The organism is Paenibacillus sp. sgz302148, from assembly GCF_056120465.1.
Genome location: NZ_JBVYOJ010000001.1, coordinates 501,033 through 525,857, shown reverse-complemented (window position 1 = coordinate 525,857; position 24,825 = coordinate 501,033). Strand labels below are relative to the sequence as shown.

23 protein-coding genes and 1 pseudogene are annotated in these 24,825 nt (G+C 50.6%); 17 read left to right on the top strand and 7 right to left on the bottom strand.

Annotated elements, in window-relative coordinates:
* The first annotated feature begins 12 nt into the window (after nt 1-12).
* On the top strand, nt 13-2,466 hold the full coding sequence (locus tag AC0LWM_RS02505; protein WP_474673315.1) for a glycoside hydrolase family 38 N-terminal domain-containing protein: 2,454 nt from the start codon (nt 13-15) through the stop codon (nt 2,464-2,466).
* 491 nt (nt 2,467-2,957) lie between these two features.
* On the opposite strand, the gene AC0LWM_RS02500 is transcribed toward AC0LWM_RS02505, so the two are convergent.
* Nucleotides 2,958-3,341, bottom strand: a complete 384-nt coding sequence (locus AC0LWM_RS02500; RefSeq protein WP_474673314.1) for a VOC family protein — start codon at nt 3,339-3,341, stop codon at nt 2,958-2,960.
* Nucleotides 3,342-3,397: 56 nt separating this feature from the next.
* Nucleotides 3,398-3,676, bottom strand: coding sequence for an ArsR/SmtB family transcription factor (locus AC0LWM_RS02495; RefSeq protein ID WP_474673539.1), 279 nt, complete (start codon nt 3,674-3,676; stop codon nt 3,398-3,400).
* A 244-nt stretch (nt 3,677-3,920) separates the two neighbouring features.
* Between AC0LWM_RS02495 and AC0LWM_RS02490 the strand changes: the two genes are divergently transcribed.
* From AC0LWM_RS02490 to AC0LWM_RS02475, 4 genes are read left to right on the top strand one after another with little or no spacing between them, the layout of a single operon-like run.
* The gene (locus AC0LWM_RS02490) at nt 3,921-5,519 is read left to right on the top strand and encodes a spore germination protein (protein WP_474673313.1); all 1,599 of its coding nucleotides are present in this window, start codon (nt 3,921-3,923) and stop codon (nt 5,517-5,519) included.
* 16 nt (nt 5,520-5,535) lie between these two features.
* Nucleotides 5,536-6,648 carry a GerAB/ArcD/ProY family transporter gene (locus tag AC0LWM_RS02485; protein WP_474673312.1) on the top strand — a complete coding sequence of 371 codons (1,113 nt, stop codon included), beginning with the start codon at nt 5,536-5,538 and terminating at the stop codon, nt 6,646-6,648.
* A gap of 19 nt (nt 6,649-6,667) precedes the next feature.
* Entirely contained in the window at nt 6,668-7,855 is a 1,188-nt protein-coding gene (locus AC0LWM_RS02480) for a Ger(x)C family spore germination protein (RefSeq protein WP_474673311.1), read from the top strand.
* 41 nt (nt 7,856-7,896) lie between these two features.
* Entirely contained in the window at nt 7,897-8,109 is a 213-nt protein-coding gene (locus AC0LWM_RS02475; RefSeq protein WP_474673310.1) for a CLC_0170 family protein, read from the top strand.
* A 26-nt stretch (nt 8,110-8,135) separates the two neighbouring features.
* Here AC0LWM_RS02475 and AC0LWM_RS02470 read toward each other — a convergent pair.
* Both AC0LWM_RS02470 and AC0LWM_RS02465 read right to left on the bottom strand, forming a co-directional pair.
* Nucleotides 8,136-8,795: pseudogene (locus AC0LWM_RS02470) on the bottom strand (DUF444 family protein); the annotation flags it as partial.
* Nucleotides 8,796-8,946: 151 nt separating this feature from the next.
* Nucleotides 8,947-9,366, bottom strand: a complete 420-nt coding sequence (locus AC0LWM_RS02465) for a hypothetical protein (protein ID WP_474673309.1) — start codon at nt 9,364-9,366, stop codon at nt 8,947-8,949.
* Between the two features lie 196 nt (nt 9,367-9,562).
* Between AC0LWM_RS02465 and AC0LWM_RS02460 the strand changes: the two genes are divergently transcribed.
* The 3 genes from AC0LWM_RS02460 (at nt 9,563) to AC0LWM_RS02450 (ending at nt 13,266) form a co-directional block, all read left to right on the top strand.
* Complete coding sequence (locus tag AC0LWM_RS02460; RefSeq protein WP_474673308.1) at nt 9,563-9,940, top strand: DUF423 domain-containing protein; 378 nt, start codon at nt 9,563-9,565, stop codon at nt 9,938-9,940.
* Nucleotides 9,941-10,142: 202 nt separating this feature from the next.
* A complete protein-coding gene (locus AC0LWM_RS02455) occupies nt 10,143-11,900 on the top strand; it encodes a putative bifunctional diguanylate cyclase/phosphodiesterase (RefSeq protein ID WP_474673307.1) in 1,758 nt (585 codons plus the stop codon).
* Nucleotides 11,901-12,072: 172 nt separating this feature from the next.
* Nucleotides 12,073-13,266, top strand: a complete 1,194-nt coding sequence (locus AC0LWM_RS02450) for an MFS transporter (RefSeq protein WP_474673306.1) — start codon at nt 12,073-12,075, stop codon at nt 13,264-13,266.
* Between the two features lie 74 nt (nt 13,267-13,340).
* Here AC0LWM_RS02450 and AC0LWM_RS02445 read toward each other — a convergent pair whose 3' ends face one another.
* Entirely contained in the window at nt 13,341-13,853 is a 513-nt protein-coding gene (locus tag AC0LWM_RS02445) for a hypothetical protein (protein WP_474673305.1), read from the bottom strand.
* A 170-nt stretch (nt 13,854-14,023) separates the two neighbouring features.
* Between AC0LWM_RS02445 and AC0LWM_RS02440 the strand changes: the two genes are divergently transcribed.
* Together AC0LWM_RS02440 and AC0LWM_RS02435 are read left to right on the top strand one after the other, a co-directional pair.
* The gene (locus AC0LWM_RS02440; protein WP_474673304.1) at nt 14,024-14,326 is read left to right on the top strand and encodes a YunC family protein; all 303 of its coding nucleotides are present in this window, start codon (nt 14,024-14,026) and stop codon (nt 14,324-14,326) included.
* 292 nt (nt 14,327-14,618) lie between these two features.
* Nucleotides 14,619-15,623: a GGDEF domain-containing protein gene (locus AC0LWM_RS02435; protein WP_474673303.1), complete on the top strand. Its 1,005-nt coding sequence runs from the start codon at nt 14,619-14,621 to the stop codon at nt 15,621-15,623.
* 79 nt (nt 15,624-15,702) lie between these two features.
* On the opposite strand, the gene mtnA is transcribed toward AC0LWM_RS02435, so the two are convergent.
* Both mtnA and mtnK read right to left on the bottom strand, forming a co-directional pair.
* On the bottom strand, nt 15,703-16,842 hold the full coding sequence (gene mtnA, locus AC0LWM_RS02430) for an S-methyl-5-thioribose-1-phosphate isomerase (RefSeq protein ID WP_474673302.1): 1,140 nt from the start codon (nt 16,840-16,842) through the stop codon (nt 15,703-15,705).
* A gap of 7 nt (nt 16,843-16,849) precedes the next feature.
* Complete coding sequence (gene mtnK, locus AC0LWM_RS02425) at nt 16,850-18,055, bottom strand: S-methyl-5-thioribose kinase (RefSeq protein WP_474673301.1); 1,206 nt, start codon at nt 18,053-18,055, stop codon at nt 16,850-16,852.
* A gap of 162 nt (nt 18,056-18,217) precedes the next feature.
* Between mtnK and AC0LWM_RS02420 the strand changes: the two genes are divergently transcribed.
* The 7 genes from AC0LWM_RS02420 to sufB all read left to right on the top strand — a co-directional run bounded on the left by AC0LWM_RS02420 (nt 18,218) and on the right by sufB (nt 24,760).
* Complete coding sequence (locus AC0LWM_RS02420; protein ID WP_474673300.1) at nt 18,218-18,673, top strand: Dps family protein; 456 nt, start codon at nt 18,218-18,220, stop codon at nt 18,671-18,673.
* Between the two features lie 68 nt (nt 18,674-18,741).
* Complete coding sequence (locus AC0LWM_RS02415) at nt 18,742-19,326, top strand: DUF1802 family protein (RefSeq protein ID WP_474673299.1); 585 nt, start codon at nt 18,742-18,744, stop codon at nt 19,324-19,326.
* A 210-nt stretch (nt 19,327-19,536) separates the two neighbouring features.
* Nucleotides 19,537-20,325, top strand: coding sequence for a Fe-S cluster assembly ATPase SufC (sufC, locus tag AC0LWM_RS02410; protein ID WP_474673298.1), 789 nt, complete (start codon nt 19,537-19,539; stop codon nt 20,323-20,325).
* A 27-nt stretch (nt 20,326-20,352) separates the two neighbouring features.
* The gene (gene sufD / locus AC0LWM_RS02405) at nt 20,353-21,666 is read left to right on the top strand and encodes a Fe-S cluster assembly protein SufD (RefSeq protein WP_474673297.1); all 1,314 of its coding nucleotides are present in this window, start codon (nt 20,353-20,355) and stop codon (nt 21,664-21,666) included.
* Entirely contained in the window at nt 21,663-22,889 is a 1,227-nt protein-coding gene (locus AC0LWM_RS02400; protein WP_474673296.1) for a cysteine desulfurase, read from the top strand. Before sufD ends, AC0LWM_RS02400 begins: the two co-directional genes overlap by 4 nt.
* Complete coding sequence (gene sufU / locus AC0LWM_RS02395; RefSeq protein ID WP_474673295.1) at nt 22,876-23,301, top strand: Fe-S cluster assembly sulfur transfer protein SufU; 426 nt, start codon at nt 22,876-22,878, stop codon at nt 23,299-23,301. The genes AC0LWM_RS02400 and sufU overlap by 14 nt, the downstream gene beginning before the upstream one ends.
* Nucleotides 23,302-23,362: 61 nt before the next feature.
* A complete protein-coding gene (gene sufB, locus AC0LWM_RS02390; protein ID WP_474673294.1) occupies nt 23,363-24,760 on the top strand; it encodes a Fe-S cluster assembly protein SufB in 1,398 nt (465 codons plus the stop codon).
* The last annotated feature ends 65 nt before the right edge of the window (nt 24,761-24,825 follow it).

Below are 24,825 nucleotides of genomic sequence, written 5' to 3'. Positions count from 1 at the left end.
GGTTGTACCCAGATGAATAAACTTACACGAAACTGGCGAATCTTCGTGATTCACCATTCGCATACGGATATCGGCTACACGGAAAGACAGGAGCGAATCGAGCAGTACCACGTCGATTTTATTCGTCAGGCCGTGGCGATTTCCAAAGAAATGAGATCCGGAAAACGCGACGAGTGGAAAGGGTTCAAATGGACGTGCGAGACGTTCTGGGCGGTTGAGCGGTTTCTTAACGAAGCGACCGAACAGGAGAAAAACGATTTTGCGGAAGCGGTTCGGCAAGGAGACATCGAATTGTCGGGCACGTATCTCAACATGACCGAACTCGCCGATGAGGACCTGCTTCATTCAATACATGCCAAAGCAGCGGAATACGGACGTTCCATCGGTGTCTCGGTCGACTCCGCGATGACGGCCGACATTAACGGCTACAGCTGGGGCTACGCGAAGAGCTTGCTTGACGCGGGCGTTCAGCATTTGTTCTCGTGTATTCATACGCATCACGGCATGTTCGCGCTCGGGCGCAAACAAATTCCGTTCTGGTGGGAGACGCCGGACGGCGGCAAGCTGCTCGTATGGAACGGAGAGCACTACATGTTCGGCAACGAGCTTGGCTTGTGTCCGGACGGCGTAGGCAGCTACATGATTCGCGACGAATTCCATACGCCGGCGATCGTGAACAACCGAGAAGAAATTATGGCAACCCGCATCGAGCGCTATCTTAGCAAGCTGGAAGAGGAACAATACCCATACGATTTCGTTCCCGTCATGATATCGGGCCTCGCTACGGATAACGGCTCGCCGAATGGGGATATCGCGAAAGCCATCCAAATGTGGAACGAAGAGCATGGGGACAAAGTTCAAATTGAAATGTCCACGTTAAGCGGATTTTTCGCCCATTTGAAAGGTCAGGACGTTGAAATTCCGGTGTATCGCGGAGACTGGCCGGATTGGTGGTCGGACGGCGTAGGCTCGACTCCGATGCAAACGCAAATTTTCAAGGATGCCCAACGTGCGCTGCGTAAAGTCAAGCGGCTTGATCCGCAGCGGCAAATCGTCAGCAAGGCGGAGCTATCCGAAATCGAGCATCAGCTTGTCATGTACGCCGAGCATACGTGGGGATTCCATGCTTCTGTCCATTCCCCGTGGCACTGGAACGTCCAGATGCTTGAAGTGCGCAAGCTCGCCTACGCGGCGAACGCAAGCCGGCTCGCGCACGGCGCTTTGGATAAAGTGCGCAACGCGAAAGACGGATCGCTGCTGCATCCGGGACGCGCTTTCCGTTATCGGGTCGTTAACACGGAACCGAATGCTTCCAGACAGTTTGTCGACTTGGAATGGGACGGCTTTGAGAACGAGCGATTCAAAGATGGTTTGGAAATCGTCGATGAGCAGAGCGGGCAAGTCGTTCCGCATCAATCCAGCTATCAATGTGCTACGATTATGGTAGATTTGCAGCCGGGAGAACAGAAACAGTACTTCATTCGTCCGGCAAAAACGTCGAAAGCCAAAACGACGAGCAATTTCAAACTGGTTGGCGCGGATCAGGTTTATGACATCGAGGACATCAACCCGTCCGGCGAGTCAAAGGATGGTTTCGTCATATCGCAGCATGCCGCCGAATCTCCTTTCGTCAAAATCAGCTGGACCGAAGAAGGGATCGTCTCTTGGATCAACAAGGAAACGGGCGAGGATTTGATCCGCAAAGACCGGAACCACGGTGCGTTCACGCCGGTATACGAACTGACGCCTGCGGCCGATCCGAAAAATCCGAGCAGCATCTTCACGTCGCGCGCTTCGATGGGCCGCAACCGGAAAGGGCTGAACGTGCAGCGTTCCGTAGGACGCCTAGTTAAAGCGAAGGCCGTCTCCACCGGGCCGGTGTACGGGGTCGTCGAGCTTCAGTTCGAAACACGCGGAATGAGCTATTATTCGCTTTTCGTTAAGCTTTACGCGGCGAGCAGCCGAGTTGACGTCGCAGTTCGTTTCCACAAGGATAGCGTATGGGAAGCGGAGAACGTTTATATATCGCTGCCGTTTACGTCCGGAGCGCAGCAGGACGAGACGTTGTGGCTGGATAAAGCGGGTGCGCCTGTCCGCCCTTGGGTCGATCAGCTGCCGGGAACGCTGCTTGACTACTCTTGCATTCAAGAGGGTCTGGCTTATGTAGGTGAAAACCATTCCCTTATGATCGCTACGCCTGACACGCCGCTTGTGCAATTAGGTTCCCTTGAGCACGGGAAACGTCTGCTCCATACGCAGCAAAATGAAGAGACAGAACGCCAGCTGTACGTTTGGGCGATGAGCAATTATTGGGAGACGAACTTCAAGGCGACATTGGGCGGGTTTTACGAATTCCGCTATTCCGTCGAGTTGAACAAGGAAGTGCACTCGGCGGAACAAGCGATCGGGCAGTGTCAAGCGATGAGCTCGGGCTTTACGGTCTGGCGCATTAAGGCGGAGTCATAAGTCGCTAACGTTTTGTTTGATCCGCAAAAATAATGAATAAAATGGGCTGCCGGACAAAATGTTCGGCAGCCTTTTCGTCATTATATACAAGTAAATGAAACAATATCTTTTAACGCAATTGTGTAGTGATTCCATCTTCCGCCGAAAAATCGATAACCAAGAACCGATGTACGTCCAACAAAAGTTAGATAAAACCAGAAGTTGTCCCCATTATTAAGCCATATGAATGTGAACCGATCCAAACAACTGGAAATCGTCCTAATGTCAACGGCATACGGCGACATCTGAGGCACATAGGATGGCGGGGGAGACGTGGGAGGTTGCCCGGGTATATATCCCATTCGCTGTGTTCACTCCTTGCAAATTGGACTTATAACTATTGGACTTATATCTCAGTGTATTCCAAATTCGTTGTTTGGGTTGGATATAAGCCCATCCCATAGTGAATATCGAAATAAAGTCAGGACAACATGAAATTTGCCAATATGAAGTTACTTCTGCACAATCTGAATCAGGTTGCCGCATGTATCGTCGAAGACAGCTATTGTGAGTTCACCCATTTTTGTCGGCTCCATAGTAAAATTCACGCCGTTTTCCAATAATCGTTTATATTCATTATTTATATCTGCAACGCCAAACATTGTCGCTGGGATGCCATCGGCAAATATCTTCTTTTGATACTCTTTGGCGGCAGGATGGTCATTCGGTTCGAGTAAAAGCTCGGTACCGTCTTGCTCATCGGGAGAAACAACCGTTATCCACCTAAATTCTCCGACGGGAACGTCATGCTTTTTTACAAAGCCCAGCGTTTCTGTATAAAACTCCAATGCCTTGTCTTGATCTTGAACGAATATACTGGTAACAATGATTTTCATAATGTTTTTGCCTCCTTTGATATTTGCGATGTTGGTGCTCTGCTAACCTAATTAAATTACTCTACCCATCCTTTCAGCAAATTTTTAAGTGGTTCGTTGTTGAAAATAATCACTCGATATTTTCCCTTTTTTTCTGACTTTACGAGTCCTGCATCTTCCAATGCAGAAAGATGTTTAGCTATCGCCTGTCGCGTAATGGAAAGGTCGTGCTTCGTAATGAGACGTACCGTAAGTTCATACAACGTCTGCTCGTTGCGTTCGGCTAGTTCATCTAATATAAGCCGCCGAGTTGAGTCGCCAAGTGCTTTGAATATAGCGTCATTGTCCCGAATCATATTTTGATTATAAGCAACTCTACGGTTGCTTGTCAAGAATAAGCAACTGTTGAGTTGCACGTTTGTGTCATATAGATCAAAATGCCGAGATGAAAATGATCAGTTTTTTTAAAAAACATACCTATTCGATGAGGATTGTGTCGTTGTGCAAACCTTGATTAATCCACATCATAAATGTCAAGAATGAAAGCAACTAGCTAACCAGTAATTCAACATCCCAGTGCTTACGATCGGACGTGATCCTATGATGTTTTTAAAATGGCTCAAAAAATCAAACAAACAGGCGACTGCCAGAGTGCCTGATCAAATATGGGAACAACACGGGGACGAAAGAATAAACGGCAATTTGGAACATACGATCGATTATTTCCAGCGCTTATTAGGCATGAATGACGACTTTGCGATGCGTCGCTTCCACGTATTCGGAAAGTATCCGGCAGTCATGTTTTATTATTCCAATATGATCGATCAAGCTATAATTAACACCGATATTTTAAAACCGTTCATGAATGTGCCTCATCGTTTGGATGGAAATAACATTGAATACCGTCAATTAAAAGATGTCCTGCTCTACGACACGCTGTATCACAGCGAAGGAGGATTGGAGAGCCGGTTTGCGGCATTGGTAGAGGGCTTGCTGCGCGGAGAGACTGTCATAGCGGTAGAGGGCATGGAAGAAGCTTTTCTGATCGGTACGCGCAATATAGAGAAGCGGGCAATCGATCAACCGGCAACCGAACAGGTGATTCGGGGGCCGCGCGACGGTTTCATCGAACTTTTGGGTACGAATATCGCCCTGATCCGTTATCGATTGCAAACCACGGATCTTCGTGTACAAACCATGCAACTCGGCCGCAGAGCCAAATCGAAAGTTGCGGTCTGTTATTTGGAAGGCATTGCAAACCCGGAACTCGTACAGGAAGTAAATAAACGTCTTCGTAACATCGATATCGATGCGGTGTTGGATTCGGGTTATCTGGAGCAATTTATTGAGGATCATCATCTATCCCCATTTCCGCAAGTTCAATATACGGAGCGACCTGATAAAGTCGCCGCTAACTTGTTGGAGGGGAGGGTTGCCATACTGGTTGACGGTTCGCCGTTTGCCTTAATCGTACCCACGATTTTTGCACAGTTTTATCAAACTGTCGAGGACTATACGGAAAGATTTCTCCTGATGAGTGCCATTCGTCTGGCAAGGTTTGTAGCCTTAATCTTCTCGTTAGTCTTCCCGGCCCTATATGTTGCGATTATTTCCTTCAATCCGGAGTTGATTCCGACCGAATTTGCCGTAGCCGTAGCCGGGGGGCGGGCAGGTGTTCCTTTTCCAGCCATCATCGAAGTGCTGGTCATAGAAATATCCATGGAGATATTACGAGAAGCGACGATCCGTTTGCCTCAACAGGTCGGTGGCGCTTTATCCATCGTTGGCGTACTCGTTATCGGACAAGCAGCTGTGGCTGCAGGCTTCGCAAGCCCTATCACCATTGTCATTATCGCGCTTACAACAATCGGTTCATTCGCAACTCCAGCCTACAATGCTGCGTTGGCCCTGCGGCTCCTGCGATTTCCGCTCATTATTATGGCTGGAATTTTTGGCCTTTATGGCATAATGATCGGATTGATCCTCATCGTGAATCATCTTCTTTCGTTAAAATCGTTCGGCGTCCCTTACTTGAGTCCCCTTGTCCCCGGAAGCTTTAAAGGAATGAAAGATTTGCTCATACGCGGGCCGTTATGGTTGATGAAAAACAGACCTGCGTCCCTACATACTCAAGACAAGACTAGATTGGACGACAGTATGACGGAACAACTTAAGGAACCGCCGGACAACGTGCTGTAAGGAGGAGAGTTAAATCATGGAGCATCCCCGTCAAATTACCGTATTTCAAGCAACTTTCATTCTTGTCAGCACCATTATTGGCGTCGGCGTACTTCCTCTCCCTCTTTTTGCCGTTCGGGCAGCCGATTCGGGCGCACCTCTTGTCACGCTGCTTGGCGTATTATTTGCTTTTGTGGGACTCGCGGTGATTACTGTGCTCAGTATGCGTTTTCCGACTAAATCCTTCATTCAATACAGCGAGGATATTATAGGAAAATGGTTTGCTCGAATCGGAAGTGTGTTCATTATCGCCTTCTTCGCCGTGTTGACATCTCTTACCGCACGAGAATTTGGCGAAGTAGTCATTACATCGGTTCTTACAAGGACCCCTGTGGAAGTCACCGTTATTGTCATGCTGCTTTTGGCAGCCATCTCGACACGAAATGACATTACAACTTTCGCTTACATTCATTATTTCTATACTCCTCTTCTCCTGGGACCTGGATTATTGATCGTCGCATTGTCGTTGAAAAATGCCGAAGTGATTAATCTTCAGCCGATTTGGGGTAACAACCCTGGGGGGATGCTGAAGGGGGCCGTTACGGTTGCGGCCTTATTTCAAGGGTCCTTCATTGTGACTGCAGTTATTCCAGCCATGCGTCGACCGGAGAAGGCGATGAAGGCTTGTATATGGGGAATGGTGATCGCAGGTGGGCTGTACGTTACGATTGTCGCGGCGACAGTCAGCGTATTCGGTGCCGAAGAGATCAAGCTCTTGCTCTGGCCGACACTGGAGTTAGCCAAGGCGACCTCCTTGCCTGCAAATATTTTAGAACGTTTGGATGCAGCCTTTCTTGCCGTATGGGTGACCGCCGTATTTACCACCCTTTTCTCCAGTTATTTTCTGGCAATTCACTCGGCGAGCAAATTGTTTCGCTTACGCGACCATAGGATATTTTCTTTTTTCATTCTTCCGGTTGTTTTTATCATGGCAATGTTCCCTCAAAACATCATGCATATGTACGAAATCATTCAAAACGTTGGCCGCGTTGGGCTTATGATTACGATCGCTTATCCGGGTATGTTATTATTGATCGCGATTTTTCGCAAGAAAAGAGGGGATCGTGATGAGTGTAAACCGACGGATTAAACTATGTCTCATTCTCATCGTGTTTCCGCTGTTAACAGGATGCTGGGATCGTCTCGAAATCGAAGATCGTGCCGTCGTTTTAGGGGTTTCAATTGACAAGGCGGGCCCGGGAGCCGAAAAGCAAGAGGGCGAGGTTACACACCTTCGCGGAAAATTTCCTACACCGCGTAAAGAATTGATTCGCGTCGCCGTGCAGATCGCTCTTCCAGGGAGGATTCCGCTCGGACCTGGGGAAAGCGGGGGAGGGGGAGGAGGAAACAAGGGAGCGGAACAAACCGTTTGGGTCATCGAGGTGGTAGGTCACACGATCGATGATGCGCTTATGAATTTGGACCAGCAGATCTCGGGAAGACTCTTCTACGGGCATTTGCGTGTAATCGTTGTATCCGAAGCGGTGGCCCGAAATGGATTGCAAAATTTGAACGATTTCTTTCGCCGCAATCCGGAAGTGCGAAGAATGGCCTGGATGATGATTTCGAAAGGACCTGCTATTCAATTAATGAAGGCTGCGCCAAAATTGGAACGCGTCCCTACGCTATATCTGATGTCAACATTGGATGACGCTGTCAAGATAGGCAAACTTCCAACCGATTATGTCGGCATGTTCTGGAGCAATTCTTCGAAGAAAGGGCAGGAAGGATTTCTTCCTTATGTGCAAATCATGAAAGAACAAAATATTGAAATCAAAGGACTGGCTTATTTTAAAGGTGACAAAATGGTAGGTGTAACAAAGCCGCTTGAAATCGCGGGTTACTTGGGGATTAAGGGGATCAATCCCGCAGGGTATCGGGCGATGCTCAAAGTGGATGGGGGAGGGACTGTGGCTGTGTACGCAACGCATCGGGAATCAAAAATTGAGGCTCGAATCAAAAAAGGTTCTCCGCATATTACGGTTTCCGTCAGGATTGAGCTCAATTTGGAAGAAAAAATGAATGAGCAAGTTTCCATAAATAGTTCCGACATCCTAAAAAAACTCGAAAAGGAAGAAGAGCAATCGATCTATAAACTGTATAAAGGCTTAATAAAACAAACACAGGAGAAACAATCCGATATTTTCGGTTTCGGCGAATATGTACGGGCAAAACAATCGCAATATTGGAACCGACATATCAAAACGAAAGAACGATGGCAGGAAATGTACAAAGACATTTCAGTCGATATTGATGTAGATGCGCATATTCGCCGAGTCGGTATGAAAGCAAAATAACGTGCAGGAAGATTCGGAAAACTTGAGGGGGCCTATACGTCATGTCTTTTGGAGGATTCACAGGTTATATCGGTTACGTCATACCCTTATGGTTGGTGACCGGGTTTTTAATTTTGCGGTTGGATGTAAGAGGTTATGAGTCGGCAAAAATGATGAAGGAAAAAAGTATAGCCCGTTTTCTCGGATGGCTCAATGTAGCACTAGGGATCTTGTTATTAGTAGCGCAGTGGGCTTTTCGAAAGTGGTCGTGGTAAAACCATACATTAGTTAATTATGCAACGCCCAAGGAGCCGGAGGTATCCATCATGGCGATGATGACCGCATTGGAATGCGGCTTCACGACCTCATCCCATGTTTTGTATCGCAGGTCGTCCGGGCTGATATGGTGGATGCCGGGGGTGCCGGAAGTCGAGTTGCGCCGTAAATTTTCAAGGATCGTCCGCTTCTTGTCGATGTTGGACATGATCCCTTTTTTGCGGATATCGTTAAATTGAATTTCTTTCGTTTCCAGCTGGTCCTTGTCTTTATCTTTCAGAAAAGGCAATTCCAGCTCCTCGAACAGCATCGATTCCAGCTCGGCAATGCTGATCTCCGCTTCGACGTAGTCTTCGCCGGCCTGATCGCCGGCGCCCTCTCCTTTGCCGGGCGAGGCGGAAGGATCGACGCCAAGCACATCGCCGACCTGGCTGTCGCCGTCGCCTTGACCGACATGCTTGCTTTTGTTGAAATTGTATACGAACCGATATTCATCGAGGCTGCGGATCGGAACTTTGATGATCTGCTTGCCGTCGGACATGACGATGCTTTCTTCCGTCACCAGGTCGGGAAGATTCTGCTTGATCGCCTCGCGTACCTTTTGCTGATGCCGGGACTGGTCCTGATATCCTTTGCGGTGCAAAGACCAATCTTCCTTGGAGACGATAAACAACGGATCATTCATACATACCCCTCCTCGCTGTAAATTGTATCATATTGGAGCTGTAATGCATTGTTGTTAATCAATATATTCAATTTTTAATAGCTTATGTGAAAACAAAACCCCTTCCGGACTAGGAAGGGGAGACCATTTTTTAAATAAAGTGAAAACAGGATTAGGATTGGATCATCGCGCCGATGACGGATAGCAGCAGAACACCGCCTACGACAAGACCGTTCAAGATGGTACCGATAATGGCAAACACTTTTTTACGGTTTTTCATAACAAGACCGATGATGCCAAGAATAAGCCCGACAAGGTTCACGAACATCGTGGCGAGAATAATGAACGAGGAAACGACGAGCATCGGTGCTTTATCCATGATGGTGCTCGAGTCCAGCACGCCCCCATCGTACACGTCGGCGAGCGAAATGACGGAACCAACGGCAACGATGACGAAAAAGATAATGGACAGCAGGCAAACAAGCGAAATGACGAACGAGGCAATACCGAGACCGGAATGCTTCAGATACTCCGGAGGTTGCTGCGGGTATTGTGAAAAGCCGTCCTGGTTCGGGTTGTATTGTTGATACATGAGCATCTCCTTTTTAATCGTGTGATAATCGGTTGATATCGGTTAACCTATGAGATATATTTTCCAACAGATGGGGTGAAAATGCAATAACGATCTGAAAATTGTACGAGATTGTTCGTTGGCAATGGTTTGATCGATCGGCTATGATTAAGGTATATGCCAGACAATTATAAATAGGAACAAGGAGTCGATTTTATTGCAAAACCGTTACATCGCAATTGGCGCCATCAGCGCCTTGATCGCGGTAGCCTTGGGTGCTTTTGGCGCGCATGGCCTGCAAGGCAAAATTACGGACGATATGCTGAAGGTATATAATACCGGCGTGACGTACCATATGTCGCATGCGCTCGGCATTCTGCTCATCGCCTTGATGGTCGATAAGCTCGGCGACAACAACAAGGTGTTGTGGGCCGGCAGATTGCTCTTGATCGGAACGATTCTGTTCTCGGGAAGCTTATATTTGCTTGCGGTAACCGACGTGAAGCAGCTTGGCATCATTACGCCGTTCGGCGGCGTCGCATTCCTCGCGGGCTGGCTGCTGGTCGCCTTGGCAGCCATGCGCAAGAAGAAATAAGCTTATTCTTGTAACAAAAAGTATGGCAATGACAGCCGCTTCCTCGATGGAAGCGGTTATTTGCTCTGAGCTCGCCGTCATTCGACTCGAATCAACACGACTTCATGTTTTTCGATAAAAAATAGGTGTCATAGGCAGATCTTTCTACTATAATAGAAAGTGTTGGCAATACTTCTTAGTTGCTGCAGGAAGGAAGTTGGATGTGGACAATCGCGGCATTACTTACGGAAACCAAGAGCTGGAGCAAATGTTTCATTCGTTGTTCGAGCATAATCCGATTTCCATCGCGCTCGTCGATCGTTACGGTTATTTCCGCCGAATAAACAACGTGACTAGCGACATTACGGGATATACGCCTGCGCAATTAATCAATAAACGTTTTTATCGTTTCATTAACAAGAACGATCTAAGGCAAACGCTTAGCTCCGTGAAACGTGCATTGCTCGGAGAGCCGCAGCATTTCGAAACGGCATTTATACATAAAGACGGATACCGGGTTGACCTGGAAACGAACGTCGTGCCAATCGTTGTAGGCGAAGAGACAACCGGGGTTATCCTCATGAGCCAAGATATTACGGAACGTAAACGAACGGTCGAACGGGTCCGGCATATGGCCTATTACGACGATATGACCGGTCTGCCGAACCGGAGAATGTTCACCGATTTGCTGACGGAGCAGCTCGCCTCCATGGATGCTGAAGGGGAGCGTATCGCCGTATTTTTTATGGATATCGACCGGTACAAGCTCGTGAACGACTCCTTCGGCCATGAAGTCGGGGATATGCTGCTGCTGCAGGTTGCCGAGCGGCTGACGCATTGCGTCGCGGAGCGGGATGTGGTCGCCCGGATGGAAGGCGATGAATTCGCCTTTTATTTTGCCGGATTATCCACGATGGCCGATGTCGAGCGGAAAGCGAAGCAGCTGCTGGATTCGTTCGAGCAGCCGTTTATGCTGCAGAACTATCCGCTGTACGTGACGGCGAGCGTCGGCATTTCCATACAAACGCCCGGACAGGGGGACAATAACGCACAATTATTGTTTCGGCAAGCCAACCTGGCCTTGTCGAAAGCCAAGGAGCAAGGGAAGAACAATTACCAAATGTTCGCCCCGGCCATGAACGGAACGCCGCTGGAGCGTCTGAAGATGGAGACGGAGCTGCGACGCGCCTTGCGGCGGGATGAATTCATGCTTGTCTATCAGCCGCAAGTGAATTTGAAGACGGGAAGCATTGTCGGCGCCGAGGCGTTGATTCGCTGGAACCATCCTGACCGCGGCATCGTATCGCCTGCCGAATTCATACCGCTTGCCGAAGAATGCGGACTCATCGTTCCGATCGGCGAATGGGCGTTGCGGCAAGCTTGCCGGCAGAACAAAGCTTGGCAGGATGCGGGGTTTCCGCATTTTCCGATCTCGGTGAATCTTTCGATGCGACAGTTCCAATTGCAGAATTTGACCGGAGTTGTTGCACAAGTGCTCGAAGAAACCGGGCTTAACGCACGGTATTTGGAGCTTGAGATTACCGAGAGCATGACGATGGATGTCCACCATGCTTCGGAATCGCTTCGCGAGCTGACGGAGCTCGGGGTCGGCATCAGCATAGACGACTTCGGCACGGGATACAGCTCGTTTCATTATTTGAAAAACTTCCCGATCAACAATTTAAAAATCGACCGTTCGTTTGTCCGCGACATATCAAATGATCCGAACGATGCGGCGATCGTTGCGGCAATTATCGCAATGGCGCACAAGTTGCGGCTGCATGTCGTGGCCGAAGGCGTAGAGACGGAAGAGCAATACTCATTCTTAAGAAGCCACAAATGCGATAACATGCAAGGCTATTATTACAGCCCCCCGGTATCCAGCGAGAAGCTGGAAGGATTGCTGGAACGATCCCGGGATGATAGCTCCACCTTTCAAGAACAGTTGACCTTACATAACGACAGCCATTATTACATATAGATCACAGCAAATTCGCTCAAGAATTAGCCCTTGCGCTTCCGGATTCATGTCTGATTTCCGTGCGGCGCGGAGGGCTATTTTTGATTGAAAAGCCGTTTTTTTTTGCTGGACAACGGAAAAGAAGTGAGATACACTTTGTTGGAATTTGCTAGATCATGAGGATTGGGGCAGGATGAGCATGCAAGTTGTTGCGGACATAAAACGTTTTTTGCAGGTCGAAGGCGCAGGCAAAATGCTGTTTACTTTATTTTGCTATGGAATCGGCATGGGCATTTTGGCTCCGATGAACGCCATTTATTTGAGCGAGAGCATCGGCTTGTCGAAAGGAGAAGTCGTTTCGATATTCGTAGTATCGCTTCTGCTTAACATGGGAACGACGATTACGGTCGGACTTCTCAGCGATAAGCTTCGCAGCAAGAAGAAACTGGCGATTACAGCCGCCTCGTTGTGTCTAGTCGGCTTGTTGATCTACATGCGAGCAGATAACTACGTGCTGGCGCTGATCGGCATGTGTATCGTGAGTGCGCCGTCCGGCTTAATCATGGGGCAGCTGTTCGCCATGTCGCGGAGCCATTTCGCCCGGCTCGCCGGCGATATTGTAGAGATGGCGCAAATCTGGCTGCGCGCCGGATACAGTGTAGGATTTTTTTGCGGCTTGCTGCTTGGAGCGAATTTGTATTTGATCGCAACGTTCCAAGGCGTATTGTGGGGCAATTTTGCAGGATATGCGATGTTAATTCTGCTGCTGTTATTGTATCGGGAACGAATCGACGAGAAGAAGCCGGCCGGTTCGGGGGCGGGCGAGCCTTTTTCCTTCATCATGCTCATTGCGCTTCTGTTGCTGGCTTGTGCCGATGCGATCCGCGGATTGTATTTGCCCCTAGTCGTGAAATCCTTATTCGGCAAACCGGAATATATGTCGTACATCTGGAGCGCCCAAGCGGTATTCGAGCTATTATTTATGACCATCGCCGGATATTGGGCCGCAAAATACGGCAGCAGGAAAATCATTCTCCTCGGAGGGATCGGCGCCTTTATCGCTTATTCGGCTTATGCTCTTCGCTCGCCGCTGATTGTTTTTTTCCTCATTCAGCCGGTTTATTCTTTCTTCGTATCCATCCTGTACGGGGTGGCGATGGGCTATGTGCAGCGGATGTTCGCAAGCCGAACCGGATTCGGCGCGAGTCTGTACGTGTTCATTTCGCTAACGGCATCATTAATCGGATATTTGCTTCCGCTTTTCGTCGAAGGGTATGATCCTTCCATATTCGTCATTCCGATGACATTGGTATTTGTATCCCTTACGGTCATTTCCATTGTGTTGATCCGGGAACGCCGCATCTCAAAACCTGCGGAATCGCGTTGAAACCGAAGAAAACAAGCCTCCGGCCCAATCGGGCTGGAGGCTTGTTGCTCGTTCGCTTCGGTTCAACCGTCATCTTAACTGATCGTAAAGTCGTCGATTTCGTAAATATTGAATGCGTACACGCTTTTCTCATCGACATGGTATACGGTCATCACTTCGCTGTCCATGTCAAAATTCAACACGCGGCAAGGAATGCTGACTTTACCGCCTTTGCCTTTATTAATATACAATCGAATGAGCGTGTTGTTTGCGATCAGCGTCTTGATGGAATCGAGCATCGATTGCGTGATAGTCGGTTTGGACAGTTTTTCCTTCGCTTGCTCGGATTTGGCCGTTTCCGCGGTGCTCCGTTTTGCGGAGGGTTTGGCGGCAGTATCGGCTGGAATTTCTTTTTCGGTCTTTTCCTTCAGCATTTCCTCAATGATCGTTCCTAGGTTCATGCCTCGATGTACTTTGAAATCAATAACATCCTCGTTGTTCATCAATCTCATCAGTTTTTCCATTGCAGCTTTATTCGTTGGCGACTCGATCAAGATGTCGACATTAAATAAGAAACCCCTACGCTCTGGGACGTTATTGTTATTCATAGTTCCTCCAGCCTAATCATTAGAACTAAATTACTATAATTATACCACTATTTTATCTGAAGCTGTAAACCTAGCTTTTAATAAAGTCCATGCAAATTTCGGATGCATGAAAACCAAACGAGGCCATTGTACATATAGTGTTAACGGAATGAATGTGGAGGTGTTCATCAATGGTTCGTTTGGATCCGATCACGGTGGACGGACATCAAGCCGTCGGTATCGAAGTGAAGCTTCCGAAGACGACGCTCGTCATTATCTCGACCGACAAAGGCTATATTATGTGCGGCGCATTGGATGTTCAGCTGTTAAACGAAAGGCTTAAGGATCGCAACATCGTTGCGGGAAGGGCAACGGGAGTCCGAACCTACGAAGATTTGCTGAACGCGCCGCTGGAATCCGTCACCTATGGCGCAGAAGCGCTGGGAATCTTGCCCGGGATGACGGGGAAAGACGCCATTATCAAAATGATGTAAGCCTATTGTTCCGAAAGGGCCGACATCCGGCATATACCTAACGTAAAAGGTTAGTTATATGAAGGGGACCGGCTTTTTTGTCGTTGACTTGTGCAAATTTCTAATATATGTTTAATTCAGAACATTTGTCGACGTTTGTCGGAAAAGCGCGAATACGATTCCCCTACTGCAAATGGTCATGAGGAAAAGGGGTCAGCAGATGGATTTATTTTGTTCTTTCTTACATAACATGACCCTGATTGTGTCTGTCATGTTCGTTGCAATCAAGATTAAAAAAGCAATCCTCGCGTATATGAAGCGATTTGATTATATGATTCCGGCCATGTACGGCATTACGTCTTGGGCGGTTATGCTGCAAACGGTCAAAATCGACGGCATGCCGTTTGATTTGCGCTGCGTGCCTGTCTTTTTCGTCTCATACCGGTATGGTTGGAAAGCAGGGGCGGTAGCTCTGCTATTTCCCGCAGCATATCGTCTTTATCTAGGCGGGAGTACCGCTTGGCAAGGCATACTTTTTGGCTTGGTTCTCTATTGGTTTGTCGCATCGATATGCAATACAGCCAAAAAAGAGCGATTCCCCTACCATAACATTTCGATGGGGCACATTGTCTCCGTTTTGATCGTATCCGTTACACTGAACGCGCTATTAGACGGTCTGTTCACGCCGCTGTCGACGGAAGATTTCTTGCTCATCGAACTATACCGCCTGATCTTCTTCATGTTAGCTGTTATTGCCATGACTTTGATCGTGAATGACGATAACCGGACCTATCTTCAAGCGCAAGATTTGCTGCATCTTTCGACTCATGATTCATTAACGAGACTGCCTAACTACCGAAGCTTCAAAGATAATGCCAAGCAGATCCTGGAGACCAATCCGGCTGCTTATGTCGCCATGCTGGATCTCGACAACTTCAAGCTCTACAATGACTCCTTTGGACATCAAGCAGGGGATAACCTGCTGCGCAGCATTTCGCACATATTCAAAAGCCGGATCACGGAGCAAGGGTTCATTGCAAGATACGGCGGCGAAGAATTCGTTGCGATCTTTTCAACCGGGGATCCGTCCGTCGTTCAATCGATTCTGGACGATATCCGAACCGCGATCGAATCGAGCGTACTCCATGAGGGTCAAACCCAGCCAAGCAGCAAAGTGACGATCTCGATCGGCGTCAGTTTACCGGGATCCGGCGCATCGGAGCTGAAAGAGCTGATCAGCCAAGCCGATCGAGCCTTGTACCGGTCGAAACGGACAGGAAAGAACCGATGTACCTTCTTTCGGGAAGAGCATGAATAACCCACCGTCAAGGCGAAAATTCCAGCCGTACGGTGGGTTATCGTTTTCATGGACCGCAGGTAACGTTATGCGCCGTTGTTTATCCTTGCTCGAACAGCTTAGGCAAGTTGATATGGTAAGGCGGGTATACGACGCCTTTCTCCGTGACGATCGCCGACACGTATTCATTCGGCGTCACGTCGAACGCCGGGTTGAATACCTTGATGCCTTCCGGTGCCGTCCGTTTGCCGAAGCCTTGCGTAATTTCGTCTTCGTGGCGTTCCTCGATCGGAATCTCCGCTCCGGTCGGCGTGTTCAGGTCGATCGTCGACAGCGGGCATGCGACATATACCGGGATGCCGTGTGCTTTGGCCAGTACGGCGACGCTATAGGTGCCGATCTTGTTGGCGACGTCGCCGTTCGCAGCGACCCGGTCCGTACCTACGATGACAGCCTGAACCCATCCTTTGCTCATGACCATGCCGGCCATGTTGTCGCAGATGAGCGTGACGTCGACGCCGGCTTGCTGCAGCTCGAACGCGGTCAGCCGCGCTCCTTGCAGCACCGGACGGGTTTCATCGGCGAAAACGCGGATATTCATGCCGCGCTCCTTGGCAAGGTAGATCGGCGCAAGCGCCGTGCCGTACCGGGCGGTAGCCAGTCCGCCTGCATTGCAGTGCGTCAGGACGCCGGTGTTGTCATCAAGCAGCGACAGGGCGTGTTCGCCGATGAGGCGGCACGTTTCTTCGTCTTCGGCTTGAATCTGCTTCGCCTCGTCGAGCAGCGCTTGCTTCATATGCTCGACGGAAGGGCATTCGCCGCTCTCCGCGAGGTACTCCGCACGCTGCTTCATCCGGTCCAGCGCCCAGAACAGATTGACGGCCGTCGGGCGGGAAGTGGCCAAATAAGCGGCATGGCGGTTTACTTCGGCATCCAGCAGCGCAAGCTGCGTTGCGAGGTCTCCTTCGCCAGGCGTATAGTCGCGAATGCCGAGGTATACGCCAAAAGCTGCGGCAATGCCGATCGCCGGAGCTCCCCGCACCTTCAGATGACGTATCGCTTCCCACACGTCTTCGGACGTTTGAAGCGGCAAATATAAGATTTGTTCCGGCAGCAGGCGCTGATCGAGCAGATCGAGTTGATTGTCGCCCCAACGGACGGATTGAAGCCAGTTTGCGGTTGGATTCGCTTCTCCATTCGCTGCTTGGGTCGGGTCTTGTTGCGTATGATGTTGGCTCATGGATTCGCTACACTCCTTTGGCTGCCGTTTCGGCGATCGCAATCGCTTCTTCGATCGACGATGCGCGGCGATTCAATTTGATTAGCGCGGTTCCGATTCGGAGCGCGAGCCGCTGCGCCTGTTCGCGGCCGGCCGCATCTTCGATTTTGTCGATGTCGGCGACATGGGCGAGACCGTGCACGCGGCGAACCATTTTGCATCCGGCAAAACCGATCGTATCCTGCAGCACGCGGTTCAAGTAGCTGTCTTGATACCCCGGCGTCCCGGCCATCCGGTCAACGAGCTTGTCGTTCCACAGCGCGCGGAAATTGCTTTCGAAGTTCGTCCAGACTTCGCGGACGGTTTGGATCAGATACGCCCGGTAATCCTGCTTGTCCGCTTCATCGCGGCTCCAGCCTTCCTGAGCGGTGAAGTTCAGCAGCAGGTTGGCGATGACCGCTCCGATATCGAAGCCCATCGGTCCGTAATAGGCAAACTCGGGATCGATCACTTTCGTCGATTCAGCCGTGACGAAGATGCTTCCCGTATGCAGGTCGCCGTGCAGCAGCGCTTGCGCATGCGTCAGGAATTTCTCCCGCAGGTGAGCCACTTCCAAGTGAAGCTCTTGATCGTTCCACAGCGTTTCGACAGCGTCGCGAATGGAAGGATCGAAGCTGTTCGTTTCGGCGTCCCGGTACGGATCGTCGAAAATGAGCTCTTCGGTGATTTTGCACAATTCGGGATTGATGAACTGCTTGACGCGAAGTTTCTTCTCCTGCTGATTCATCCCGAGATCGGAAGTGAAGAACAGCGTGTTCGCCAGGAACCGTCCGATATGTCCGGAGAACAGCGGGTATTTGTTCCGTTCGATCAAGCCGCGGCGCATGATGACATGGTCGCTTAAGTCCTGCATGATCGTCAGGGCGAGCTCGGCGTCATATTTATATACGTGCGGAACGAGATCCGGGCAGAGAGACTCCTCGAGCATCAACGCTTCGCTTTCGATGCGGGCGCGGTCGAGCGTGAGCGGCCAAGATTCGCCGACGACTTTGGCATAGGGCAAAGCTTGCTTCATGATAATGCTTGTATTCGCAGAAGGGTCGCTTATATGAAAAACTAGATTTAAATTGCCGTCGCCGATCTCACGGCAAGCTAGATTGGCGCCTGGTGGGAAAATGTCGAGCCCTTTGGCGATGTCTATCGCTTCGGCCTCGGTTAATGCGTGATAGGACAAGCTTCTCAACCTCCAAAAACATATTTTTTCCTAAGTATAAATTATAATTTACCCGGTTGGAATAGCTAGTGTTTTATTTATGGCATAATTGTCGGGGGAAGCAGCCAATCTAAGGAGAAGCGGCATGATCGCGACTACGAATGATAAAGGATGGTTGATTCCATGGCAACGGCAACTGCTGCAATGACGGTGCAGGACGTATTGAACAAACAAATCGCGAACTGGAGCGTCCTGTATACGAAACTTCACAATTATCACTGGTACGTAAAAGGCAATCAGTTTTTTACGCTGCACCTGAAATTCGAAGAACTGTATAATGAAGCCGCGCTTCATATCGACGAGCTGGCGGAGCGGGTGCTCGCGATCAAAGGCAAACCGACGGCGACGATGGCCGAGTATTTGCGTCTCTCCTCCGTAAAGGAAGCAAGCGGGTCGGAAAATGCAGACGCGATGGTGAAAGCGATCGCCAGCGATTTCACGACCATGACGGGCGAGCTGAAGCAAGGCATGGACGCGGCTGAAGCGGCCGGGGACGACACGACGTCGGACATGCTGCTCGCGATCCGAACGACGCTGGACAAACATATTTGGATGCTTGCCTCTTTTGTCGAAGCTTGAGTGTCGGACGCCGCACCCTATATAATAGCACTAGCACCATGAATATTAGGGAGGGGCGTTTCGACGGCATGAACAAGACGATGGAGATGCAACCGATCGCTTTGAAGGAATGGGCCTCCGCGATTTCCGCACTGCAAGAGGGCAAACAGATTCTCATTATGCGCAAAGGCGGCATCGTAGAGGAAACCCGCGATTTTCAGCTGAAAAGCCGATCGTTTTATTTATATCCGACTTACGAGCACCAGCGGAAAGAGCTATTAAAGGAAGAGAATGCGGGTCTGGTGGACGAAACGCTGGCGGGCTGGTCTCCTGAAGATACGAGCGTAAAGCTCACTGCGTATGCGGAAGCTGTAGAGGACATCGAGATCGTCGACCAGGAACAGCTGAATCTGCTGCGAGGTCTTCACATCTGGACCGATCATTTCGCCGAAGAGCGATTGAAATGGAAACGGAAAAATCCGCTCCATGTCGTGATTTTGCGCGTGTATAAGCTGCAGCAGCCTCTCACCGTGTCGATCCTGCCGGAATATGTCGGCTGCAAGTCCTGGCTGCGCATCGAGGAAGGGAGCGGAACGTTCGAGGCGTCTCCCGTGCTGAGCGATGAGCAATTTGCCGCCGCCCGCAGGCGCATTCATGAGGCGCTCGGCCGATAAATGCCGCTTCCACAACGGATGACTTGACCTCAAATGAAGGTCAGGTCATTTATTTTTGCCCGTGTGGGCCGACCTTTATTGATTTGATCCGACATTTATAATATGATTGTTATAGTGAGAATCATTGAGAATCAGTTTAGAATTATTTTTACCAAATAGATATTCTGACGAAGCTCAATACAAAGATATAGACGGAGGGAACATTAGATTATGTCAAATGCAACTCGTTTCGTGATCGAAGGCTTAAAAGCGACGATCGAAGGCAAAGAGATCCTGAAAGGCATCAATCTTGACATGAAAGGCGGAGAAGTTCATGCGATCATGGGTCCGAACGGCACGGGCAAAAGTACGCTTGCATCGGCGCTCATGGGGCATCCTAAATATGAAATTACGGACGGAAGCGTATCGCTGAACGGCGAAGACGTGCTTGAAATGGAAGTGGACGAGCGCGCCCGCGCTGGCCTGTTCCTGGCGATGCAATATCCGAGCGAAATTGCCGGCGTGACGAACTCCGACTTCCTGCGCAGCGCGATCAACGCGCGCCGCGGCGAAGGCAACGAAATTTCGCTGATCAAGTTCATTCGCCAGATGGAAGGCAAAATGAAAGAGCTCGAGATGAACCCTGAGTTCGCGCATCGTTACCTGAACGAAGGCTTCTCCGGCGGGGAGAAGAAGCGCAACGAAATCCTGCAAATGATGCTGCTGGATCCGAAGATCGTTATTTTGGACGAGATCGACTCCGGTCTTGACATCGACGCATTGAAAATCGTTGCCGCAGGCGTTAACAGCATGCGCAGCGAAGAGCGCGGATTCTTGATCATTACCCACTATCAGCGTTTGCTGAACTATATTAAACCGGACTTCGTACACGTCATGATGCAAGGACGTATCGTGAAATCCGGCGGACCTGAGCTGGCAGAGCGTCTGGAAAACGAAGGCTACGATTGGGTGAAAGAGGAGCTTGGCATTGTCGACGAAACGGTAGGTCAAGAAGTTTAAGAGCGAATACAGGAGGAAAACGAAACGATGAGCACACAAACGATTCTTCCCGTTGACCGCGATACCGTAGCATCCATCTCCGCAAACCGCAACGAAGCTTCATGGATGTCCGCGCTCCGCTTGGAAGCGCTGGAACTGGCCGGTCAACTGGAATTGCCGAAACTCGAAAAAATGAAAATCGAACGTTGGAACATCGGTTCCTACGGTTCCCATAAACAACCTGCGCAGGTTGGTTCGATCGCGGAGCTTCCAGAGTCGATCACAAGCCTGCTGCAAGAAGGTCTAGACGGCAGCAATCTGCTCGTACAGCGCAATTCCGGCGTCGTGTACGCCAAGTTATCGGCTGAGTTGGCTGAGAAAGGCGTCATCTTCACCGATCTGGAAACGGCTGCTAAGGATCATGCCGATCTGGTTCAGAAGTATTTCATGCAAGCCGTGACGAAGGACGAAAACCGTCTGACGGCATTACATGCAGCATTGTGGAACGGCGGGGTATTCCTGTACGTGCCGAAGAACGTCGAGATCGATACGCCGCTGCAGGCGATCTTCCTGACGGACGACGCGCAAGCGACGTTCGCGCCACACGTGCTGATCGTTGCCGAATCGAACAGCCGCATCGTTTATGTCGACAACTACGTGTCGGCCGGCACGCAAGGCGACGCGAAGCTTGTTCACAACGGCGTCGTTGAAGTGTTCGTCAAAGCCGGTGCGAAGGTGCAATATGCATCCGTGCATAACATGGGCGAAGCCGTCACCGATTTGAACTACCGCCGCGCAATCGTCGAGAACGACGGCAGCATAGAGTGGGTCGTCGGCGAGATGAACCACGGCGATTCGATGTCCGATACGGTATCGATTCTGAAAGGCAACGGCTCATCATCGGACGCGAAAATCATCGCCGTAGGCACCGGGGAGCAGAACCTGAACATTACGACCCGCGCCGTTCATTTCGGACGCAGCTCCGACAGCCAGATGATTACCCGCGCCGTTATGCGTGACTCGGCACAGTCGATTATCAACGGTATTACGAAAATCGAGCACGGCGCAACCAAGGCAAACGGCGAGCAAACGGAAAAAGTGCTGATGCTCAGCCCGAAAGCGCGCGGTGACGCCAACCCGATTCTGCTCATCGACGAAGACGACGTTACGGCGGGACATGCAGCCAGCGTTGGACAAGTAAATCCGGAGCAAGTGTATTACCTGATGTCGCGCGGCGTGCCTAAAGCGGATGCCGAACGCCTCATCATCTACGGCTTCCTAGCGCCGGTCGTATCCGAAATTCCGCTGGCCAGCGTGCAGGGACAACTGCAAGCCGTCGTGGAAAGGAAGTTAGGACAATGAATATAGCGCAAATTCGTAAGCTGTTTCCGATATTGAATCAGGAAATCAACGGGCATCCGTTAGTCTATCTCGACAGCGCCGCTTCATCGCAAAAGCCGGTCAGCGTCATCCAGGCGATCAGCCGGTATTACGAGAACGACAACGCCAACGTGCACCGCGGCGTCCATACCCTCGGGTCCAGGGCTACCGATGCTTACGAAGGCGCACGCGAGAAAGTCGCTCGCTTCATCGGTGCGAAGCAGGCGGAGGAAATCGTCTTTACGCGCGGTACGACGACGGCAATCAACTTGGTCGCTTCGAGCTACGGCCGTTCGGTGTGCAAGGAAGGCGATGAAATCGTTCTGACGCCGATGGAGCATCACAGCAATCTCATTCCGTGGCAGCAGGTCGCGAAAGCGACCGGCGCCACGCTGAAATATATTCCATTGCAAAAGGACGGCACGATCGATCTTGCCGACGTGGAGAAGACGATTACCGATCGGACGAAAATCGTCACGATGACGTACGTGTCCAACGTGCTTGGCGTCGTGAACCCGATCAAGCAAGTGGCCGAAATCGCCCACAGGCACGGCGCGGTCATCGTCGTGGACGGCGCGCAAAGCACGCCGCACCTGAAGGTCGACGTACAGGACCTGGATTGCGATTTCTACGCTTTATCCGGCCATAAGATGTGCGGTCCTACCGGAATCGGCGCTTTGTACGGGAAGAAGAAGCTGCTGGACAACATGGAGCCGATCGAGTTCGGCGGCGAAATGATCGACCATGTCGGCTTGTACGATTCGACATGGAAGGAAGTCCCGGCGCGGTTCGAGGGCGGCACGCCGATCATTGCCGGCGCGGTCGGACTCGGCGCAGCGATCGACTTCCTGCAAGAGGTCGGCATGGACGTGATTCACGAGCATGAGCAGCGCATAACTGCATATGCTATGGAAAAGATGTCGCGGATCGACGGGCTTACCATCTATGGTCCAAGCCAGGATCGTGCCGGGCTCGTGACGTTTAACCTGGGCGACGTCCATCCGCACGACGTAGCGACGGTGCTCGACTCCGAAGGCGTCGCCATCCGTGCGGGGCATCATTGCTGCCAACCGCTCATGCGATGGCTCGAGCAGTCGGCCACGGCGCGCGCAAGCTTTTACTTGTACAACACCGAAGAAGATGTCGATCGTTTCGTCCAAGCGTTAGTAAAAGCAAAGGAGTACTTTGGTTATGCAGCTGGATGACTTATACCGACGCGTCATAATGGATCATTATAAAAACCCCCGCAACCGCGGACGTTTCGAGGACGGGGCGGTGACCATCGATTTGAACAACCCGACCTGCGGCGACAAAATATCGCTGCAGCTGATCGTTGAGGACGATGTCGTCAAGTCGGCGAAGTTCACCGGGGAAGGCTGCTCAATCAGCATGTCCTCGGCATCGATGATGACCGATGCGGTCAAAGGCAAAACGATTGGGCAGGCGCTTGCGATGGCCGAGAAATTTTCGGCGCTGGTCAAAGGCGAGCCTGTCGAGTTTGAGGAATATGAAGATATCGAAGCGTTGTCTGGCGTAAGCAAATTCCCGGCCCGCATCAAATGTGCGACGCTCGCGTGGAACGCATTGCGCAAGGGCGTAGAACAAGACAAAGCGTAAAGGGTTAAGCGTTAGGAAGGGGAGCGGGAAGCGCCCCAATGAAATATAGGAGGTAAGTACGATGGCCAAAAAAATGCCTGAGCTCGAAGAGTACAAATACGGGTTCCGCGACGAGCATGAAGCCGTGTTCAAGTCGGGTAAAGGTTTGTCGGCGGAAATTGTCAAAGCCATTTCGGAAATGAAAGGCGAGCCGGAGTGGATGCTTGATTTCCGTCTCAAATCGCTGGAACAGTTCAATAAAATGCAAATGCCGCGTTGGGGCGGCAACATGGACGATCTGGACTTCGACGACATTCAATATTACGTCAAACCGTCCGAGAAGCAAGGCAAAACGTGGGAGGAAGTTCCCGCGGAAATTAAAGAAACGTTCGACAAGCTCGGAATTCCGGAAGCGGAGCAGAAGTTCCTTGCCGGCGTTTCGGCACAATACGAGTCTGAGGTCGTATACCACAGCATGCAGAAAGATCTGGAGGAGCAAGGCGTTATCTTCACCGATACCGATACGGCGCTCCGCGAGCATCCGGAAATTTTCAAAGAGTATTTCGGTACCGTCATTCCTCCGAACGACAACAAATTCGCGGCGCTGAACAGTGCGGTATGGTCCGGCGGCAGCTTCATCTATGTGCCAAAAGGCGTCAAATGCGAAATTCCGCTGCAAGCTTATTTCCGGATCAACTCGGAAAATATGGGCCAATTCGAGCGTACGCTAATCATTGCCGACGAAGACAGCTTCGTACATTACGTCGAAGGCTGTACGGCTCCGATCTACAGCACGAACTCGCTGCACAGCGCGGTCGTTGAAATCATCGTCAAGAAAAACGCGCGCGTCCGTTATACGACGATTCAGAACTGGGCGCCGAACATTTACAACCTCGTTACGAAACGTGCGGTGGCCGAAGAAAACGCAACGATGGAGTGGGTAGACGGCAACATCGGCTCCAAGCTGACGATGAAATATCCGGCGGTTGTGCTCAAAGGCCGCGGCGCGAAAGGCATGGTATTGTCCATCGCCGTAGCCGGACGCGGTCAGCACCAGGACGCAGGGGCGAAGATGATTCACCTTGCGCCGGATACGACGTCGACGATCGTGTCGAAGTCGATCAGTAAGCACGGCGGCAAAGTAACGTACCGCGGACTCGCTTCATTCGGACGCAATTCGCAAGGCTCGAAGGCGAACGTAAAATGCGATACGCTCATTTTGGATAACGAATCGACGTCGGATACGATTCCATATAATGAGATTTTGAACGATAACATTACGCTTGAGCATGAAGCGACGGTTTCGAAAGTATCCGAGGATCAGCTGTTCTATCTGATGAGCCGCGGTCTGAGCGAAGCGGAAGCGACGCAAATGATCGTCATGGGCTTCATCGAGCCGTTCACGAAAGAGCTGCCGATGGAATATGCGGTCGAGATGAACCGTCTCATCAAGTTCGAGATGGAAGGTTCGATCGGTTAATAGTGGGTGTTCAGTGAAAAAACCAGGTTCCGCGATGCGGAGCCTGGTTTTTGTATGTACTGTGA